The organism is Roseobacter cerffii, assembly GCF_054226325.1.
This window is the reverse complement of record NZ_CM135757.1, coordinates 3,652,200-3,670,119: the sequence shown is the minus strand read 5'-3', so window position 1 is coordinate 3,670,119 and position 17,920 is coordinate 3,652,200. Positions and strand designations below refer to the sequence as shown.

The window sequence follows — 17,920 nt, the reverse complement described above, 5'->3', positions numbered from 1 at the left end:
TCACACCGAGTTGAGATCGCGGGCCGCCTCCGGCGGGAGTATTTGCAGAAGGGTGAAGGGCGTGTCGTCATGCCAGACCCTCCGGGCGGGGGTGGCGGTAGACGTAGCCGGGAGTTTCGGGTTTGGGCTGTTGCGCTGTTTCATCGAGCGTGGCGCCGAGACGTTTGGCCAGCGCCACGGAGGCGTCGTTGCCGTGGGCGATGTAGCTGACGATGGTTGGCCATTTCAGAACGTGCCAGGCGTGGTCGATGCAGGCTTGCGCCGCTTCGCAGGCGATGCCTTTCCCTTCGCTGGCGGCATCGAAGAGCACCCAGCCCACTTCCTTCTCGGGCCAGCCCCAAGGGTACCAGTGGCCAACGATCCCAAGCGGGGCGTCGGAGCCCTTGGCGGTCACGATGTACATGCCGAAGCCGTGGATCGCCCAATGGCCGATTTCGGTGCCGAAGAAGTTCCAGGCCTGGCGGGGGGTCATCGGGCCGCCGGTGAATTGCGCGCGTTCGGTGGCGTAGAACCCCATGAAGGCCTCGGCATCCGAAGCTTTCGGGCCGCGCAGGATGAGGCGCTCTGTTTCGAGTGTCGGGAAGGTCATGGAGGTCATGCGGCGGGCTCTCCGGTGCCGTAGCGCCAGACCTGCGCGTCTTCGATCATGCCATCGCGCACGGCACCGAGCCGGGTGGCGAGGCGCTGAGCGCGGGTGTTCGCCGGGTCGATGTAGCTGACCAGCGTGTTCCAGCCGAGGCTGTCGAAGGCGTGGTCGCGCGCGGCGGTGGCGGCTTCGAAGGCGATGCTGTCGCCCTCGGCTTCGGGCAGCAGCAGGAAGCCCAGCTCGGGGTCCAGATCACCGGGCTCGAAGCCCAGCAAGACAAAGCCCGCGATCTCGCCCTTGCGGCCAATGGTCCAGACGCCATGACCGTGCAGCAGCCAGGTGGCGGTCATCTGGGTGAAGTCGCTCCAGGCGTCTTCACGGGTCATGGGTCCGCCGAAATACTGGCCGCGCGGGGTGCAGGCGATGCAAGCGAAGGCCTCGAAATCCTCGACCTTGGGGGCGCGCAGGATCAGACGCTCGGTCACCAGCAGGGGCAGTTGGCCTTGCAGTTGGAGCGCGAAGGCGGCGGCGGGGCCGGGACGCGGGGTTTCGCAGGCGAAGGTCATGCCGTCACCTCGTAGCGATAGACGACGTCTTCGGCGTCGTGGGCCTTGGCCGCCGGGTCATGCGTGCCGCCGAGCCGTTTGGCGAGCGCGATGGAGCGCGCGTTGTCACGGTGGATGTAGCTGACCAGCGATGCCGGTTTGATCGTTTGCCGGGCGTAGTCGAGCGCGAGGCTGGCCGCTTCATGGGCCACGCCTTGACCTTCGAACCCGTCGAAGAGGCACCAGCCCAGCTCGGGTTCGGCGAAATGGGGCGGGTGGGTGATGGCGACCTGGCCCGCGAGTGCGCCGTCTACCTCGATGGCCCAGCCGCCCATGCCGGTGAGCTGCCAAGAGCCGACTTCCGAAGAGAAGCCGTACCACAGGTGCGTTCGGGTTTTCGGTGCGTCCATGAACTGCGCGCGCGGGCTTTGATAGAAGGCCCAGAAGGCGTCCATGTCGTCCATGACATGCGGGCGCAGGGTCAGACGGTCGCCCTGCAGGGTTGGGGTCAGCCTTGTCATTCCGCAGCCTCCGGACCGGGGTGGCGGTAGATCTGCATCGTTCCGTATACCGGGTGCGTGTAATCCTCGGGCGCGCGCCTGGCGCCCATGGCCTTGGCCAGGCGGATCGACGCGGCGTTGTCCGGGGCGATGGAGCTGATCAGCGTGGTCATGCCCAGCGTGTCATAGGCATAGCGTCGCGCGGCGCGGGCGGCTTCGCTGGCGTAGCCTTTGCCATTGCCGTCCCAGAGCATCCAGCCGACCTCGGGCTCCGGCCAGTCCAGCGGTGCATGCAGCCCCACGAGGCCGATGGCGCCCGGTGCGTCCTTGCGTTCGACCATCCAGCGCCCGAAGCCGCGCAATTGCCAGTGGCCGAGCACTTCGGCCGTGTATCGCCAGACCTGGAAGTCCTTCAGCGGGCCGCCCACGAACTGCGCCGCGTCGCTGGCGTAAAACGCCGCAAAACCCGCGACGTCGTCTTCCGTCGGCGCGCGCAGGATCAGCCGATCCGTCGTTATCGTTGGGATCGTGATCACGTCAGAGGCCCAGATCTTCGGGGCGCGCACCTTCCAGCACGGGCCGCGTGAAGGAGCGGTCGTAGCGGCGGATGCACTGGGTTTCGGTCGCAAGTGCGTAGGCGGCCAGGCACTCGTCGTCCTCCCACATGCGGGCGCGGTAGTCTTCGTAATTGCTCAGCGAGGGGAAGGAGAAGTGGCAATAGGCGATGTCGTTCGGGCCTTCGTGCGGCAGGTGATAACCGTGATGGGTGCCGCCCATGGCCGGGATCTTGTAGATCCAGAAGCGCGCGTAGCGCTCGAAGGCGTCGAGCTTCGCGGGGTCGATTTCATATCGGACGGTGCAGGTGATCATGGCGGCTTACTTCTTCTTGCCGAAGCCCGAGAGGCCGGGGGGCAGTGGCATGCCGCCGCCCATGCCACCCAAGCCGCCCGGCAGTTTGCCGCCCATGGCTTTCGCGGCGGCTTCGAGCTGTTTCGGGTCCATCTGGGAGGGGTCCAAGCCTGCGGGCATGCCGCCCTTGCCGAACATGCCCTTCATGGCCTGTTTCAGCATGCCGCCTTTGCCCATGCGGCCCATCTTCTTCATCATGTCGCCCATCTGGCGCTGCATCTTCAGCAGCTTGTTGAGCTCGGAGACTTCCATGCCTGCGCCGGCGGCGATGCGCTTCTTGCGCGAGGCCTGCAGGATCTGCGGGTTGGCACGCTCTTTCTTCGTCATCGACTGGATGAGAGCGATCTGGCGTTTGAGGATGCTGTCGTCAAAGCCCGCCGCCTCGACCTGTTTGGCCATCTTGCCCATGCCGGGCATCATGCCCATCATGCCTTCCATTCCGCCCATCTTGAGCATCTGTTCGAGCTGCATCTTGAGGTCGTTCATGTTGAACTGACCCTTGGCCATGCGCTTCATCATGCGCTCGGACTGTTCGATCTCGAGCGTTTCCTGCGCCTTCTCGACGAGGGCCACGATGTCGCCCATGCCCAAGATTCGGCCCGCGATGCGCTCGGGCTCGAAGGTCTCGATGGCGTCCATCTTCTCGCCGAGACCCACGAATTTGATGGGCTTGCCGGTGACCGCGCGCATCGAGAGCGCGGCCCCGCCGCGCCCGTCGCCGTCCATCCGGGTGAGCACGACGCCCGAGACACCGATCTTGTCGTCGAATTCGGTGGCGACGTTGACCGCGTCCTGACCGGTGAGGCCGTCGACCACCAGCAGGGTCTCGCGCGGGTTGGCCACGTCGCGCACGGCGGCGGCCTGGGCGATGAGCTCCTGGTCGATGTGCAAGCGGCCCGCCGTATCCAGCATGTAGACGTCGTACCCGCCCAGGCCCGCCTGGGTTTTGGCGCGTTTGGCGATGGCGACCGGGTCCTCGCCCTTGACGATGGGCAGGGTGTCGACGCCGATCTGGGTGCCAAGGATGGCGAGCTGTTCCATCGCGGCGGGACGGTTCACGTCGAGCGAAGCCATCAGAACGCGCTTGCCCTCGCGGTCGGTCAGGCGTTTGGCGAGCTTGGCGGTGGTGGTCGTTTTACCGGAGCCCTGCAGGCCGACCATGAGGATCGGGGCGGGCGGGTTGTCGATCTTCAGCGCACCCGGTTCGCCTTCGCCTTTCAGCACGTCGATGAGCGCGTCATGCACGATCTTGACGACCTGCTGGCCGGGGGTGACCGATTTGGTTACGGCCTGTCCGGTTGCCTTGTCCTGCACCGCTTTCACGAAATCGCGGGCGACGGGCAGCGAGACATCCGCTTCCAGAAGCGCGACGCGCACCTCGCGCAGGGCGGTAGTGACGTCTTCCTCAGACAGCGCGCCCTGCTTCGTGAGCCGGTCAAAGACGCCGCCAAGGCGTTCGGACAGATTTTCAAACATGGGCCATGGCCCCCTTCGATGTCGGTTGCGGGATGCTCCTGATGTAGGAGGTCCGCCTGAATTGCACAAACGTCCCGGTCGGACCGAAACGAAAAGCGCCCCCGTGGGCGCGACGCGCTGACGGAGGGCGATCCCGAACGGTTCGGGACCGGAAGGCTGGAGCTTCCGGATGTTTAGGGGCGTTTAGGCGGCGGTAGGCCCCGAGTCAAGCCAGGCGTTGATGCGCTGGACCACCTTTTTAGCCTGCGGGCCACTGCGATAGCTCTGGGTCAGCCCGTGGCGGTTTTCAAGCCGGTCTGCCCCAAGGACGAGCGCGACCCGGTGACAGTCGGCAGTGTCGTGGTCGCCCTTGCGGGTCTGCAGCATCGCGCGGGTCACATCACCCAGCGGGTGGGTCTCAAACCGGTCGCCATTGAGGCGCCGTTTGCGCAGGGTCAGGGTCTGGGCGGTGCGGTCAAAGGTGACCTGCACCCGCTCCACCGCGAACCAGAAAGAGGGGACCATCAGCAGGGCTGTCACGGCGAGCACGAAGAGTGCCCTGCCCGGATCACCCTCGGCAAAAGCGGCCATGCTGGCGTAGAGCAGCAGCAGGGTCATGGCGACGAGGGCTGCCGCCAGAAGGATGGGTCGGTGTTCGATCACCAGCCGGTCCGGGGTGTCCGTCAGGATTTTCATGGGCGCAGAAGAGCGCAACGCCGTGGTGCTTTCGGGGCGATTTCGGTGCAAAAGCGCGGCAGATGACCCTGCGGGGCGCAACAGTGTCGAGGTGCGCGCGGGTTGATGCCGCGTGTCATGAGTATTTGGAGAAGGGTGAAGACAGGCGCGTGCGGGTGGAGCGTGGGCCTGTTGAAGGTGCGGTTTGATCTGAGCTGACTGGGGCGGCTTCGGTCGTGCGCCTCCTCTCGGGTGGTCTGGGACCGGTCGCTGGCGCTGGGGGGTGGTCGCGCTGGTGGCACCGGCGCTCTTTGGTGGCAAGCCGGGTGAGCGGGTGTTGATCTGGCTCAAGGCGGGACTTCGCCACCTTCATCAGATTGAGCCGCATTATCCGCCAGGGGGACAGGAGTCGGGATATGACATGTGCAAGACTGGTACGAACCGTAATTTCCGTGGTCGCGGTGTCCGCTTTTACGGCTCTGGCTGACGCGCCAGGCCCGGAGAACACCGAGGTGTCGCACGGCGGCGGGTGTCGCAAGAGTTCACCACCGGGGCAATGCTGCCATGGTGGGTCGCAGCCCTATCATTGTCATTGAAGGTGGCCAGGTCGGGGGCGTCATGGCGCGCCCCCGATCGGCGGGATGGATCAGGCGGCGAGGGCCGCGATCTGGGCGGTGGCGTCGGCCATGGCCTTGTCGGCATCTGCCATCAGGCGGTCGGCGGCGACGATTTCAACGTCGGTGATGCCGATGAAGCCCATGATGTGGCGCATGTAGCCGGAGGCGAAGTCGATGTCGGAGCCCACTTTAGTGCCGCCGGTTGCCAGGGCGATCACGGCGCGCTTGCCGTCGAGCAGGCCCTTGGGGCCGTTTTCGGTGTATTGGAAGGTGAGGCCCGCGCGGGCGATCTGGTCGATCCAGGCCTTGAGGGCCGCAGGCACGCCGAAGTTGTAGACCGGTACGCCGATCACCAGGACGTCCGCCGATTTGATCTCGTCCACCAGCGTGTCGGAGAGGGCGAGCGCCTTTTTTTGCGCATCGGTGCGCTGGTCGGCGGGGGTGAAGTTGGCACCCACCCAGGTCTCGTCGATTTGGGGGATCGCCTCGGCAAGATCGCGGTGGATCACCGTGCCGCCGAGTGTGCCCGCGATGCTGGCGGTCAGCTGGCGTGAGGTGGAGCCCGTGGTCCGGGCGGAGGCGTCGATTTGCAGGATGGTCTGTGTCATGTCAGGTCTCCTTGGAAGGGGATCGGGGATGTTGGTCTGCCTCAAAGATGCCCATTGCAATTTCGAACGCAATTCGTGATGTTCCACATCGACTGTGCGGTGTTGCACATTCTGCATCGAAGCGGGGTGGGATGGAGAACTGGGACGAGATCAAGACGGCCTACCAGGTGGCGCGGCTGGGCACGGTCAGCGGGGCGGCGGATGTGCTGGGGGTGCACCATGCCACGGTGATCCGCCACATCGACGCGCTCGAGGGGCGGCTGGGCGTGAAGCTTTTTCAGCGCCACGCGCGGGGGTATACGGCGACGGAAGCGGGGCAGGACCTGCTGCGCGTGGCGCAGGCAACGGATGACCAGTTCAGCCAGCTTGCGGGCCGCATCAAGGGGTTGGGCGATGAGGTTTCGGGCGATCTGGTGATCACCTCGCTGATAAGCCTCGCACCGCGGATGGTGCCGCTTCTGGCGCGGTTTCAGGAGCAGTATCCGGATGTGGTGGTGCGCTATCTGACCGGTGAGCGGCTCTTTCGGCTGGAGTACGGCGAGGCGCATGTGGCGGTGCGGGCGGGTACGGCGCCGGACCAGCCCGACAATGTGGTGCAGACGTTCCATCATCAGCACATGGGGCTTTACGCAACGCGCGGGTATCTGGCCAAGCACGGCACGCCCGCCTCGGTGGCGGATCTGGCGACGCACCGGTTCGTGGGCCATGACAGTGACCAGAGCCGCGCGCCCTTCAACCGCTGGATGCGCGCCCATGTGCCAGCGGAGGCGATCATCTTCCGCTCGACTGACACACGGGCGCTGGATGTGGCGGTGCAGTCCGGGGCGGGCATCGGGTTCATGGCGGTGCTAGAGGCGCGGGACGATCCCGATCTGGTGGAGATCATTCCGCGGCAGGACGACTGGTCAGCGCCGCTGTGGTTGGTCACACATGTAGATCTGCACCGCACCACGAAGGTGCAGGCGTTTCTGAGCTTTCTGAAGGAGCAGGCGAAAGACTGGGACGTATGAGCCCCAGCGCGCAGGGGCATCTGGCGATGCTGACCTTCTCGGCGCTGGTGGCGGGGTCGTTTTCGCTGGGCGCGCAGGCGGCGAATGCGATTGACCCCGCGGTGCTGAATGCGGTGCGCTTCGTGATTGCCGCGGCGGTGATCGGGGCGGCGGCGCTGGCCACCACCGGGCTGCCGCGTGCAGCGTTCCGCGCGCCTTGGCGCTATGCGGTGCTGGGTGGGACCTTTGCGGTCTATTTCGTGCTGATGTTCGAGGGGCTGAAGACCGCGCCGCCGGTGAGTGCGGCGGCGGTGTTTACCCTCACGCCGGTGATGGCGGCAGGCTTCGGCTGGCTGCTGTTGCGCCAGATCACGACGGCGCGGATGGCCTTTGCCCTGAGCATCGGGGCGGCGGGCGCGCTCTGGGTGATCTTCCGGGCCGATTGGGCGGCGTTTCGCGCGTTTGAGATCGGGCCGGGCGAGGCGATCTATTTCGTCGGCTGCGTGGCGCATGCGGTCTACACGCCGATGGTGCGTAAACTGAACCGGGGCGAACCGGCGGTGGTTTTCACCTTCGGGATGCTGGTGGCGGGGGCGATCTTGCTGACCCTGTTTGCCTGGCGCGACATCGTGGCGACCGATTGGGCGGGTCTGCCGGGGATCGTCTGGGTGACGCTGATCTACGTGGCGCTCTTTGCCTCCGCCGCCACCTTCGTGCTCTTGCAATTCGCCACGCTGCGGCTGCCGAGCGCCAAGGTGATGGCCTATACCTACCTCACGCCGAGCTGGGTGATCCTGTGGGAGATCGCCTTTGGCAACGGCACGCCGCAGGCGCTGGTGCTGGGCGGCGTTGCGCTGACGGTCGTGGCGCTGGCGCTGCTTCTGCGCGATGACGAGCCGCCCACGCGGGAACAAAAGGCGGTGCCGTCACGTTGACCTCTCAACGAAAGAGAGGATCAAGATGATTAACAGCATTATCTATGTGGTTGGCCTTGTGGTTGTCGTGATGGCAGTGATCAATCTGGCCACCTGACCCATGCCAGCGCTCAGGCGCTCTTGTCCGGGAGTTCGGCCGCGAGGAACCGCTCGAACGCATCGAGGTTCACCGGCTCGAACTGCCCGAACCCTTGCATCCAGACAGAAGCCGCGCGCAGGGCATCGGGTTCCAGCTTGCACCATTTGACCCGCCCGCGCTTTTCCTGGCTGATCAACCCCGCCGCCGTCAGCACCCCGAGGTGCTTGGAAATGGCGGCCAACGACATCTCGAAGGGCTCGGCCACGTCAGTCACGGCCATATCGTCTTCCAACAGCATCGTCAGAATTTCCCGCCGGGTCGGGTCTGCCAGAGCGGCGAAGGCCTGATCGAGGTTGCGCGTCATGCGCTCGTCATACCGCCGGAGCGGCGGCAGGGGAAGCCCGTCAGCCGCGCGGATGATAGGTGGTCTGCGATGGCAGCGTCACCCGATGGCGGTCCAGATCCGCAGGTGAGAGACCGATATCGCGGGCCAGGTGATCGCTGATCTCGCCGATCTCCAGGCCCTTTGGCGCGGGCCGCAGCCAGGAAAGCAGTCGCCTCAGCATGTTTTTCGGTGACCTGAAGGCAAAGGTCAGGCCTGCGCGCGCACGCGTTACATCGGTCATGGGACACACTCCAATTCAGGTATGAGGGCAGTTTCGCCCAAACGTCGCATGAATTCAAAATCAATTGCTTGACCAAACCTGTGCAAAAAATGCACAAGTCATCATGTCCAGGCAGCTGCCCCCGCTGAACGCCCTGCGCGCCTTCGAGGCCGCAGGTCGGCATGAAAGCTTCTCGCGCGCCGCCGAGGAGCTGGGCGTGAGCCATTCCGCCATAAGCCGCCACGTGCGCGGGCTGGAAGACCGGCTGAACACGCGGCTCTTCCGGGATGTGTCGCGCGGTGTGGAGCTGACGGTCGAGGGCGCCGCCTACCTGGGGCAGGTCACACCTGCGCTGGACGCCATCGCGGAGGCTACTGACCGGGTCACCGAACGACCCGCAGGCGTGATCATGATCAACAGCGAGCCGCTCTTTGCCACCAAATGGTTGATCCCGCGTCTGTCAGGGTTTCATGCCGCACACCCCGAGGTGGAGGTTCGGCTGGAAGGGTCGCGCTGGCTCGCCGATGTGAACCGCTACGAGGCTGACGTGGCGATCCGCTTTCTCAAGATCGCGGGGTCGAACCCCGATGCGATCCTATTAAGCGACGCGCCGCTCTATCCCTTCGCCGCACCCGGCCTTGTCGATCTGCCGCTGGCCAGCCCCCGCGCGCTCGCCCGGCACAAGCTGATGCGCGACCGCTCCACCGGGACCTGGGGCGCGTGGTTTGCGCTCTCCGGCATTGATGATCCGGAGATCATCCCGCTGATCGGGTGGCGCATGCGCTCCTACCTGGCCTACGAGGCGACCCTTGCGGGGCACGGGGTCTTCCTGACCTCCAGCGAGGTGACCTCGCTGGATGTGGCGGCGGGCCGGTTGCAACAGCTCTCTGAGATCGGGTTTCGCGAGGGCGGATACTACGTGCTGCTGGGTGAGGGGGCGCTGCGCCGCAAAGCCGTGCGCCTGTTCCGGGACTGGCTTCTCGACACCAGCGCGCGCCACCGCGGGCAGCCCATCTGACAAAGATCAACCAAATGGTTGAATGAGGCTCAGCCCCCGATCCCGGCCAGGACGTACTGCGGCAAAGCGCGCCACGCCCCTTCACCCTTCCAAAAATACTCATAATTCCAAACGGTTACAGAGGCTCTGCCCTCTGTCGCCGCGCGCTTGACTCACCCCGCCCCGCGCAATAGCACAAGCGCAACCATTCGAAGGGGTGTTTGCTCGTGACAGACCCGGACCAGAAGCAGCAACTTGAGCAGCTTGAGGCCCGGATCAAGGCGGCCAAACAGGGCCAGGCACCCAAACCCCGGCAGGATGAGCACTATTCCCAGGCACAACTGGCCTGGCGCATGGTGATCGAACTGGTGGCCGGTCTGGGGATCGGTTTCGGCATCGGATACGGGCTCGACAGCTTGTTCGGGACGCTCCCGATCTTCCTGGTGCTGTTCACACTGCTGGGCCTCGCGGCGGGCATCAAGACGATGCTGCGGTCTGCGCAAGAGGTCCAAGAGAAGAAATTGGCCGAAGAGGCCGAGAAGAGAGACGAGGGAGCCCGGAATGGCGGATAGTGCGGAAGAAGGCGGTCTGGTGTTTCACCCGATGGATCAGTTCATCATCCAGCCGATTTTCGGCGGAGAGGTGACCTGGTACACGCCCACCAACGCAGCGCTCTGGATGGGCCTGTCGATTGTGGCGATCATCGTGCTTCTGGTGCTCGGCAGCCGCCATCGCGCCATCGTGCCGAGCCGGTCGCAGTCGATTGCCGAGCTCGCCTATGGCTTCATCTACAAGATGGTCGAGGATATCTGCGGCAAGGAAGGCCTGCGGTATTTCCCCTATATCATGACGCTGTTCATGTTCATCGTCTGCGCGAATTTCCTGGGGCTGATCCCCACGTCCTTCACGCCGACCTCGCATTTTGCCGTCACCGTTGTACTGGCGCTTGCGGTTTTCGTCACCGTGACCGTTCTGGGCTTTGTCAAGAACGGCGCCGGGTTCCTGAGCCTCTTCTGGGTCTCCTCGGCGCCGCTGGCGTTGCGGCCCATTCTCGCGATCATCGAGATTATTTCCTATTTCGTGCGGCCCGTGAGCCACTCCATTCGTCTGGCGGGCAACGTCATGGCGGGCCATGCGGTGATCAAGGTCTTCGCGGGCTTTGCAGCCATCGCCGCCGTGAGCCCCGTGGCTGTGCTGGGCATCACCGCGATGTACGGGCTGGAGGTGCTGGTGTCCTTCATCCAGGCCTATGTCTTCACGATTCTCACATGCGTGTACCTCAAGGACGCGCTGCACCCGCATCACTAATTTCGGACGATCCGTCCGTAGCTCTACTCAACTTCCAATCGTAAGGAGAATTCACATGGAAGGCGAACTCGCACACATCGGCGCAGGTCTGGCGGCAATCGGGTCCGGCGCAGCCGCGATCGGGGTTGGCAACGTGGCCGGCAACTACCTGGCTGGCGCCCTGCGCAACCCGTCGGCGGCTGCGTCGCAAACCGCGACCCTCTTCATCGGTATCGCCTTCGCAGAAGCGCTCGGGATCTTCGCGTTCCTCGTCGCCCTGCTGCTGATGTTTGCCGTCTAAGCTCTAGAGACGACTTTCCTTACGCTCGGGCGGCGCGACACCGCGCTGCCCGCTGTGTGGAACCGCCTCGAAGGAGATCATCATGGCAACAGACACACCTGGCGCAGACGCCGCCTCCTCGGGAGGGATGCCACAGCTCGATTTCTCGACCTGGGGCAACCAGATCTTCTGGCTGGTTCTGACGCTTATTGTCATTTATTTCGTTCTGTCGCGCATCGCGCTGCCGCGGATCGCGGCGATTTTGGCGGAACGGCAAGGCACGATCACGAGCGATCTGGCCGCCGCCGAGGACTTGAAGGCCAAGGCGGAAGAGGCTGAAGCGGCCTATGAGAAAGCTCTGATCGACGCGCGCGCCGAGGCGCACCGCATCGTGGCCGAGGCCAAGGCGGAGATTCAGAAAGACCTGGACGCGGCCATGGCCAAGGCGGATGCGGAGATTGCGGCCAAGGCGGCGGAATCCGAGAAAGCCATTGCCGAGATCCGTGCAGGTGCGCTGGAGGCCGTGAAAGAGGTCGCCGGTGAGACCGCGCAGGAGATCGTCACCACGATGGGCGGCTCGGCGGACGCGAAAGCGATCACCGCCGCCGTCGACGCGCGGGTGAAAGGATGAAGGCCATGCGGAACCTGACCGGACAGATATCGCTGGCGCTGGGGCTGATCCTGGCGAGCCCGGCTTTTGCGGCGGGCGACAAGCCGTTCTTCTCACTGAAGAACACCGACTTCGTGGTGCTTCTCGGCCTGCTCGTCTTTGTCGGCATCCTGGTGTATTTCAAGGTCCCGGGGATGATCGGCGCCATGCTGGACAAGCGCGCCGAAGGCATCCAGTCGGAGCTCGATGAGGCCCGCGCGTTGCGCGATGAGGCACAATCGCTGCTCGCCAGCTACGAGCGCAAGCAGCGCGAAGTGCAGGAGCAGGCAGACCGCATCGTGGCCGCCGCCAAGGAAGAGGCCACCGTGGCCGCCGAGGAAGCGCGCGCCGATCTCGCCAAGTCGCTGGAGCGCCGGATGGCCGCTGCGGAAGAGCAGATCGCCAATGCGCAAAGCGCGGCGATCAAGGAGGTGCGTGATCAGTCGGTGACGGTTGCGATGTCCGTGGCCCGCGAGATGATTGCCAAGCAGATGACCGCGGCCCAGGCCAACGGCCTGATCGACAGCGCCATTGAGGAAGTGGACGCCAAGCTGCACTAAGCTGCGCATCCTCGACGTAGGTTGAAACCCGGCCCCGCGCCGGGTTTTTTCTTGGCCGGGCGTTTGTGAAACTTCTGTGACATTTTCAGAATTCGGGGTCAGATCAAAGTCCGCAGCCGGGCCACCCCGCAGCCTGTCAGCAAGTGCAATCGACACCTTGCTGACGGAGACCTGCGATGTTTGACCAACTGACCGACCCGGCCCTCTACACGCCAACCCCGATCTACCGGAACGCGGCGCCGATCATCTCGGTGCGCAATCTCTCGCTGCACTACGGCGAGAAACAGGCGCTGAGTGATGTGAGTTTCGACCTCTATGACCAGGAGATCCTGGCCTTCATCGGCCCGTCGGGCTGTGGCAAGTCCACGGCGCTGAAATGCCTCAACCGGATGCATGACGATACACCGGGCGTGCGGATCGACGGCGAGATCATCATGCACGGCGAGGATATCCACGGCGCTGAGATCGACCCGCCGGTGCATCGCCGCCGTTTCGGCTGGGTGGCGCAGAAGCCGAACCCGTTCGCGGCGTCGATCTATGAGAATGTGGCCTATGGTGCGCGCATCCACGGGCTGGTGCGCGGCCGGCGCGAGATGGACGCACATGTGAAGTGCTGCCTGCGGCGGGCGCATCTCTGGGAGGAGGTCAAGCAGGATCTGCATCGCAAGTCCGGGCATGACCTCTCGGGCGGTCAGCAGCAGCGGCTCTGCATCGCGCGTGCGTTGTCGACCAAGCCCGAGGTGCTGCTCATGGACGAGCCCACCGGCTCGATCGACCCGGTCGCCACCGCGAAGATCGAGGACCTGATGCTGGAGTTGAGCGAAGATCACGCGGTGGTCATCATCACCCATTCGATGATGCAGGCGCGACGGATCGCGGACCGGGTGGCGTATTTCCACCTCGGGGAGCTGCGGGAGCTGTCGCGGACCGAGGCGATGTTCGAGCGCGCGCAGGATCCGGAGGCGCGGGCCTTCGTAGCGGGGGATTTCGGCTAGAGCACCGCGCTATCAAGCAGACTTGAACTCGCCACCTGGCCCGCACGGCGGGCACCGCCCGCCCCCCTTCGATGGGGGGAAGGGCGCTTGGCCCCCTGTCGCAACTGTGGTGTGGAGGCCCACCCCGATGTTGGCTCTGTCGTGATCAGCGCTGGTGCACCTCGTGGTCGAGACGCTGTTGCGCGACCTCTTCGTTGCGCTCCGCCTTGATCTGGTCCTGCAGACACAGTTCGACGTAGTCGAGATGCGCCTCCACCGCCGCGCGGGCGCCCTTGGCATCGCGCGCCTGCAGGCTGTCGTTGATCATGCGGTGCTGGTCGAGCAGGGTCTGCCGGGTGGCGCGCTGTTTGAACATGATCTGCCGGTTGTAGAACACGCCCTCGCGCAGCAGATCGTACATCGAGCGCATCATATGCAGCATCACAACGTTGTGGCTGGCCTCGATGATCGCCATGTGGAACTGCGCATCCAGCCGCGCTTCATCCTCCGGGTTCCGCTTGGTGTGCGCTCCCTCCATCTTGTCGAAGACGGTCTGCACCACCCGCAGGTCGGTGTCCGAGGCGAGGCGCGCGGCGCGCTCGGCGGCGAGCCCCTCCATGTCGCGCCGGAACGACAGGTAGTCGAAGACCGCATCGTCATGCCGGGCAAAGAGCTGAACCAGCGCGGGCGCAAAGGCGGAGCCCAGCACATCCGCCACATAGACGCCCGCCCCCGCGCGTGAGGTGAGCAGCCCCTGGTCCTGCAGCGCGCTGATCGCGTCGCGCAGGCTGGGCCGCGACACATGCAACCGCTCGGCCAGCTCCCGTTCGGCGGGCAGACGCTCCCCGGGCCGCAGGATGCCACGCAGGATCAGCTGTTCGATCTGGCGCACCACCGCGGTGGAGAGTTTCTCTGATTGAACGGGTCGGAAGGGCATGGGCGCTCCATTTTGGTCAAATTATATGACCACTTTATGCGGATGGTAAACTCTTTTTCAGATCAGAGCCTCCTGGCTCGCGGTGACCTGCTGGTGTTGCGCGCAACAATATGTTGGGGATAAGTCCGCGGAATACCCATCTTGTGGTGTGTTTCGGTTGACACACTGCGCCCCCGCTCGCAGGCTGAGACCCCAGAGGAATCATCAGGCGGACGGCTTTGCGCTTCTCCAAACTCAGACTGACCGGCTTCAAAAGCTTCGTGGACCCCACCGATCTGATCATCGCCGATGGTCTGACCGGTGTCGTGGGCCCGAACGGCTGTGGCAAGTCGAACCTGCTGGAAGCGCTGCGCTGGGTGATGGGCGAAAACCGCCCCACGGCAATGCGCGGCGGTGGGATGGAAGATGTGATCTTCGCCGGGGCGGCCACGCGGCCGGCGCGCAACTTTGCCGAAGTCGCTCTGCATCTCGACAATTCCGAGCGGTTGGCGCCCGCGGGGTTCAATGACAGCGACAGCCTCGAGATCGTGCGGCGCATCACCCGCGATGTGGGCAGCGCCTATAAGGTCGGCGCCAAGGACGTGCGGGCGCGCGATGTGCAGATGCTCTTCGCCGATGCCTCGACCGGCGCGCATAGCCCGGCGCTGGTGCGGCAGGGGCAGATTGCCGAGCTGATCAACGCGAAACCCAAGAGCCGGCGGCGCATTCTGGAAGAGGCGGCGGGGATCAGCGGGCTTTATCAGCGGCGGCATGAAGCAGAGCTGAAGCTAAAAGGGGCCGAGACCAACCTGGCGCGTGTCGATGATGTGATCGAACAGCTGGCCAACCAACTGGGCCAGCTCGCTCGGCAGGCGCGGCAGGCGGCGCGGTACCGCGAGATCGGCACGGCGTTGCGGCGGGCGGAAGGCATGTTGCTCTATCGCCGCTGGCGCGAGGCAGATGAGGCCCGGGCGCAGGCCGAGGACGCGCTGCGCGGCAAGGTGACCGAGGCCGCTCAGGCCGAGGCGGCGGTGCGGCAAGCGGCGAAGCTGCGCGAGGGGGCCGAAGGTGCCCTGCCGCCGCTGCGCGAGGAGGAAGCCATTGCGGCAGCGGTGCTGCAGCGGCTCACGGTCGAGCGCGATACGCTCAATGATCAGGAGGCCCGGGCGCTGGCGCTGATCGAGACACTGACCGGGCGGATCGCGCAGCTGAGCCATGACATCGAGCGCGAGGGCGGGCTGAACCGCGACGCGGGCGAGACCATCGCGCGGCTGGAATGGGAGGCGGCGGAGCTTGCCAAGGCCTCCGAGGGGCATGAGGCGCAGCTGGCCGACGCGGCGGAAGCGGCGCGCGAGGCGGCGGCGGTGCTGCAGACCCGCGAAGAGGATATGTCGACCCAGACCGAGGATATGGCGCGGCTGTCGGCGCGGCACGGCTCGGCGCAACGGCTGTTGGAAGACAGCCGCAAGACGCAAGGCAAATCCGAGGCGGAGGCTGCGCGTGCGCGGGAAGCCGTGGCGGCGAGCGAGGCGGCGCTGGCCAAGGCGCGCGCGGATTTTGTCGCGGCGGAAGCGGCGGAGAAACAGGCGGTGGCCACGGCGGAGAAGGCCGACGCAGCGCTTGTCGAGGCGGAAGAGGCGCGGGCGGAGACGCAGGCACGCGAGGCCGAGGCGCGGGCACAACGCTCCGAGGCCGAGGGCGAGATGAACGCGCTGCGGGCTGAGGCGGGGGCCCTGGCCAAGCTCGTGGACCGGGATACGGCAGAGGGTGGGCAGGTGCTCGACCAGCTGCAGGTCAAGTCGGGCTATGAGAAGGCGCTGGGGGCGGCGCTGGCCGATGACCTGCGCGCGCCGGAGGTGGCGGCGGATGGACCCTCGGGGTGGGCTGTTCTGCCCGCTTATGATCAGCATCAGCCCTTGCCGGAGGGGGTGAAGCCCCTGTCGCTCTTCGTGGATGTGCCGGAGGTGCTGGCGCGCCGGATCAGCCAGATCGGGCTGGTGGAGGCGGATGAGGGGCCGCGGGTGCAGGCGGCGCTGATGCCCGGCCAGCGGCTGGTCTCGACCGAGGGCGATTTGTGGCGCTGGGACGGGTTCCGGGCCTGGGCAGAAGATGCGCCCTCGGCGGCGGCGCTGCGGTTGCAGCAGTTGAACCGGTTGGAAGAGCTGAAGCAGGGGTTGGAGGCGGCAACCCAGAGGGCGGATGGCGCGCGGGCGGCGCATGAGCGGTTGGGCGTGCAGCTGGAAGAGTTGACGCGGGCGGACAAGCTGGCCCGCGAGGCGCGGCGCGCGGCGGACAAGCTGATGGCAGATGCCGGGCGCCAGCTGAGCCGCGCGGAGGCGGATCGCAACCTGGCGGAGGGCCGGCTGGAATCGCTGGGTCTTGCGGTGGCGCGGCATGAAGAAGAGGCGATGGGTGCGCGCGCGCGGCTGAAGGAAGCCGAGCGGGCGCTGGAGGAATTGGGTGACCTCGATGAGGCGCGGGCGCTGGTCGAACAGGTGCGCATGGCCGTGGAGGCCGCGCGGATCACCATGATGTCGCGCCGTTCGGCCCATGATGAGCTGCGCCGCGAGGGCGAGGCGCGTACCAAGCGGGCGCAGGAAGTGACCAAGGAGATCAGCGGCTGGCGGCACCGGCTGGAGACGGCCGAGAAGCGGTCGGCGGAGCTGGTGGCGCGCAAGGCCTCGGCCGAGGAGGAGCTGGAGTTGGCGCAGGCGGCGCCGCAAGAGATTGCTGCCAAGCGGGCCGAGATGAGCGACGCGATTGCCGTGGCCGAGGCGCGCAAGGTGCACAGCGCCAATGCGCTGTCGGAGGCCGAGGGGGCGTTGCGCGTTGCCACGCAGGCAGAGCGGGACGCGGAGCGGGTCGCCTCGGAGGCACGGGAAGCGCGCGCGGGCGCCGAGGCGCGCAGCGAGGCGGCGCGCGAGACCGTGGCGCTGGCCGCGGAGCGGATTGCGGATGAGGCGCAGGTGACGCCGAACCAGCTTCTGGGTCAGCTTGACGTCACGCCTGATGACATGCCGAAGGCGGATGCGCTGGAGGCGGATGTGAACCGGCTGAAGCGCCAGCGGGATGCGCTCGGTGCCGTGAACCTGCGCGCCGAGGAAGACGCCGCCGAGGTGCAGACGGAGTATGACACGCTGACCGGCGAGAAGGCCGATCTGGAAGAGGCGATCAAGACCCTGCGCGGTGGCATTGCCAGCCTGAACAAGGAAGGCCGCGAGCGTTTGCTGACGGCCTTCGAGCAGGTGAATTCCAATTTTTCGATGCTGTTCACGCATCTCTTTGGCGGTGGCGAGGCCAATCTTGTGATGGTGGAGAGCGATGACCCGCTGGAAGCCGGGCTTGAGATCATGTGCCAGCCGCCGGGCAAGAAGCTCTCGACGCTGAGCCTGCTGTCAGGTGGGGAGCAAACGCTGACGGCGATGGCGTTGATCTTTGCGGTGTTCTTGGCCAACCCGGCGCCGATCTGCGTGCTCGACGAGGTCGATGCGCCCTTGGACGACGCGAATGTAACCCGGTTCTGCGACCTGCTGGACGAGATGTGCCGCCAGACCGAGACGCGGTTTTTGATCATCACCCACCATGCGGTCACGATGGCACGGATGGACCGGCTCTTCGGCGTGACGATGGCCGAGCAGGGGGTGAGCCAGCTGGTGTCGGTGGACCTCAAGAAGGCCGAGACGCTGGTGGCGTGAGCCTGCGCAGGCGGTGGCCTGAAAGCCCACCGCACCTGTCTGTGGTCACCGGAACGTGT

The 17,920-nt window shown here is 65.7% G+C and carries 21 protein-coding genes; 10 read left to right on the top strand and 11 right to left on the bottom strand.

The window, feature by feature from the left end; translation table 11 throughout:
• Positions 1–67: 67 nt before the first annotated feature.
• The 8 genes from ACVC7O_RS17750 to ACVC7O_RS17715 all read right to left on the bottom strand — a co-directional run bounded on the left by ACVC7O_RS17750 (position 68) and on the right by ACVC7O_RS17715 (position 5,895).
• Positions 68–598 carry a GNAT family N-acetyltransferase gene (locus ACVC7O_RS17750; protein ID WP_458323449.1) on the bottom strand — a complete coding sequence of 177 codons (531 nt, stop codon included), beginning with the start codon at positions 596–598 and terminating at the stop codon, positions 68–70.
• Positions 595–1,152 carry a GNAT family N-acetyltransferase gene (locus ACVC7O_RS17745; protein WP_458323448.1) on the bottom strand — a complete coding sequence of 186 codons (558 nt, stop codon included), beginning with the start codon at positions 1,150–1,152 and terminating at the stop codon, positions 595–597. Before ACVC7O_RS17745 ends, ACVC7O_RS17750 begins: the two co-directional genes overlap by 4 nt.
• Positions 1,149–1,652, bottom strand: coding sequence for a GNAT family N-acetyltransferase (locus ACVC7O_RS17740; protein ID WP_458323447.1), 504 nt, complete (start codon positions 1,650–1,652; stop codon positions 1,149–1,151). The genes ACVC7O_RS17745 and ACVC7O_RS17740 overlap by 4 nt, the downstream gene beginning before the upstream one ends.
• Positions 1,649–2,167, bottom strand: a complete 519-nt coding sequence (locus ACVC7O_RS17735) for a GNAT family N-acetyltransferase (RefSeq protein ID WP_458323446.1) — start codon at positions 2,165–2,167, stop codon at positions 1,649–1,651. The genes ACVC7O_RS17740 and ACVC7O_RS17735 overlap by 4 nt, the downstream gene beginning before the upstream one ends.
• Position 2,168: 1 nt before the next feature.
• Complete coding sequence (locus ACVC7O_RS17730; protein ID WP_458323445.1) at positions 2,169–2,501, bottom strand: NIPSNAP family protein; 333 nt, start codon at positions 2,499–2,501, stop codon at positions 2,169–2,171.
• A 6-nt stretch (positions 2,502–2,507) separates the two neighbouring features.
• On the bottom strand, positions 2,508–4,016 hold the full coding sequence (gene ffh / locus ACVC7O_RS17725) for a signal recognition particle protein (protein ID WP_458323444.1): 1,509 nt from the start codon (positions 4,014–4,016) through the stop codon (positions 2,508–2,510).
• A gap of 183 nt (positions 4,017–4,199) precedes the next feature.
• The gene (locus ACVC7O_RS17720) at positions 4,200–4,691 is read right to left on the bottom strand and encodes a hypothetical protein (protein ID WP_458323443.1); all 492 of its coding nucleotides are present in this window, start codon (positions 4,689–4,691) and stop codon (positions 4,200–4,202) included.
• A gap of 625 nt (positions 4,692–5,316) precedes the next feature.
• Complete coding sequence (locus tag ACVC7O_RS17715; RefSeq protein WP_458323442.1) at positions 5,317–5,895, bottom strand: FMN-dependent NADH-azoreductase; 579 nt, start codon at positions 5,893–5,895, stop codon at positions 5,317–5,319.
• 131 nt (positions 5,896–6,026) lie between these two features.
• On the opposite strand from ACVC7O_RS17715, the gene ACVC7O_RS17710 reads away from it, so the two are divergent.
• Both ACVC7O_RS17710 and ACVC7O_RS17705 read left to right on the top strand, forming a co-directional pair.
• On the top strand, positions 6,027–6,905 hold the full coding sequence (locus ACVC7O_RS17710) for a LysR family transcriptional regulator (RefSeq protein ID WP_458323441.1): 879 nt from the start codon (positions 6,027–6,029) through the stop codon (positions 6,903–6,905).
• Positions 6,902–7,819: a DMT family transporter gene (locus tag ACVC7O_RS17705; protein ID WP_458323440.1), complete on the top strand. Its 918-nt coding sequence runs from the start codon at positions 6,902–6,904 to the stop codon at positions 7,817–7,819. Before ACVC7O_RS17710 ends, ACVC7O_RS17705 begins: the two co-directional genes overlap by 4 nt.
• Before the next feature lie 110 nt (positions 7,820–7,929).
• Here ACVC7O_RS17705 and ACVC7O_RS17700 read toward each other — a convergent pair whose 3' ends face one another.
• Positions 7,930–8,262 carry an ArsR/SmtB family transcription factor gene (locus ACVC7O_RS17700; RefSeq protein WP_458323439.1) on the bottom strand — a complete coding sequence of 111 codons (333 nt, stop codon included), beginning with the start codon at positions 8,260–8,262 and terminating at the stop codon, positions 7,930–7,932.
• A 40-nt stretch (positions 8,263–8,302) separates the two neighbouring features.
• Positions 8,303–8,524, bottom strand: a complete 222-nt coding sequence (locus ACVC7O_RS17695) for a hypothetical protein (protein ID WP_458323438.1) — start codon at positions 8,522–8,524, stop codon at positions 8,303–8,305.
• Positions 8,525–8,627: 103 nt separating this feature from the next.
• Here ACVC7O_RS17695 and ACVC7O_RS17690 point away from each other — a divergent pair, with 103 nt between their 5' ends.
• The 7 genes from ACVC7O_RS17690 to ACVC7O_RS17660 all read left to right on the top strand — a co-directional run bounded on the left by ACVC7O_RS17690 (position 8,628) and on the right by ACVC7O_RS17660 (position 13,271).
• Positions 8,628–9,521 (top strand): LysR substrate-binding domain-containing protein, encoded by an 894-nt coding sequence (locus tag ACVC7O_RS17690; protein ID WP_458323437.1) that lies wholly within the window; start codon positions 8,628–8,630, stop codon positions 9,519–9,521.
• 206 nt (positions 9,522–9,727) lie between these two features.
• The gene (locus tag ACVC7O_RS17685) at positions 9,728–10,072 is read left to right on the top strand and encodes an AtpZ/AtpI family protein (RefSeq protein ID WP_458323436.1); all 345 of its coding nucleotides are present in this window, start codon (positions 9,728–9,730) and stop codon (positions 10,070–10,072) included.
• Positions 10,062–10,808, top strand: a complete 747-nt coding sequence (locus ACVC7O_RS17680) for a F0F1 ATP synthase subunit A (RefSeq protein WP_458323435.1) — start codon at positions 10,062–10,064, stop codon at positions 10,806–10,808. The genes ACVC7O_RS17685 and ACVC7O_RS17680 overlap by 11 nt, the downstream gene beginning before the upstream one ends.
• A 55-nt stretch (positions 10,809–10,863) precedes the next feature.
• Complete coding sequence (locus ACVC7O_RS17675) at positions 10,864–11,088, top strand: F0F1 ATP synthase subunit C (protein WP_011567586.1); 225 nt, start codon at positions 10,864–10,866, stop codon at positions 11,086–11,088.
• 82 nt (positions 11,089–11,170) lie between these two features.
• On the top strand, positions 11,171–11,698 hold the full coding sequence (locus ACVC7O_RS17670) for a F0F1 ATP synthase subunit B' (protein WP_458323434.1): 528 nt from the start codon (positions 11,171–11,173) through the stop codon (positions 11,696–11,698).
• A gap of 5 nt (positions 11,699–11,703) precedes the next feature.
• The gene (locus tag ACVC7O_RS17665; RefSeq protein ID WP_458323433.1) at positions 11,704–12,276 is read left to right on the top strand and encodes a F0F1 ATP synthase subunit B; all 573 of its coding nucleotides are present in this window, start codon (positions 11,704–11,706) and stop codon (positions 12,274–12,276) included.
• Between the two features lie 176 nt (positions 12,277–12,452).
• Positions 12,453–13,271, top strand: a complete 819-nt coding sequence (locus tag ACVC7O_RS17660) for a phosphate ABC transporter ATP-binding protein (protein ID WP_458323432.1) — start codon at positions 12,453–12,455, stop codon at positions 13,269–13,271.
• A 145-nt stretch (positions 13,272–13,416) separates the two neighbouring features.
• On the opposite strand, the gene ACVC7O_RS17655 is transcribed toward ACVC7O_RS17660, so the two are convergent.
• Positions 13,417–14,187 (bottom strand): FadR/GntR family transcriptional regulator, encoded by a 771-nt coding sequence (locus tag ACVC7O_RS17655; RefSeq protein ID WP_458323431.1) that lies wholly within the window; start codon positions 14,185–14,187, stop codon positions 13,417–13,419.
• A gap of 218 nt (positions 14,188–14,405) precedes the next feature.
• Between ACVC7O_RS17655 and smc the strand changes: the two genes are divergently transcribed.
• A complete protein-coding gene (smc, locus tag ACVC7O_RS17650) occupies positions 14,406–17,861 on the top strand; it encodes a chromosome segregation protein SMC (RefSeq protein ID WP_458323430.1) in 3,456 nt (1,151 codons plus the stop codon).
• The last annotated feature ends 59 nt before the right edge of the window (positions 17,862–17,920 follow it).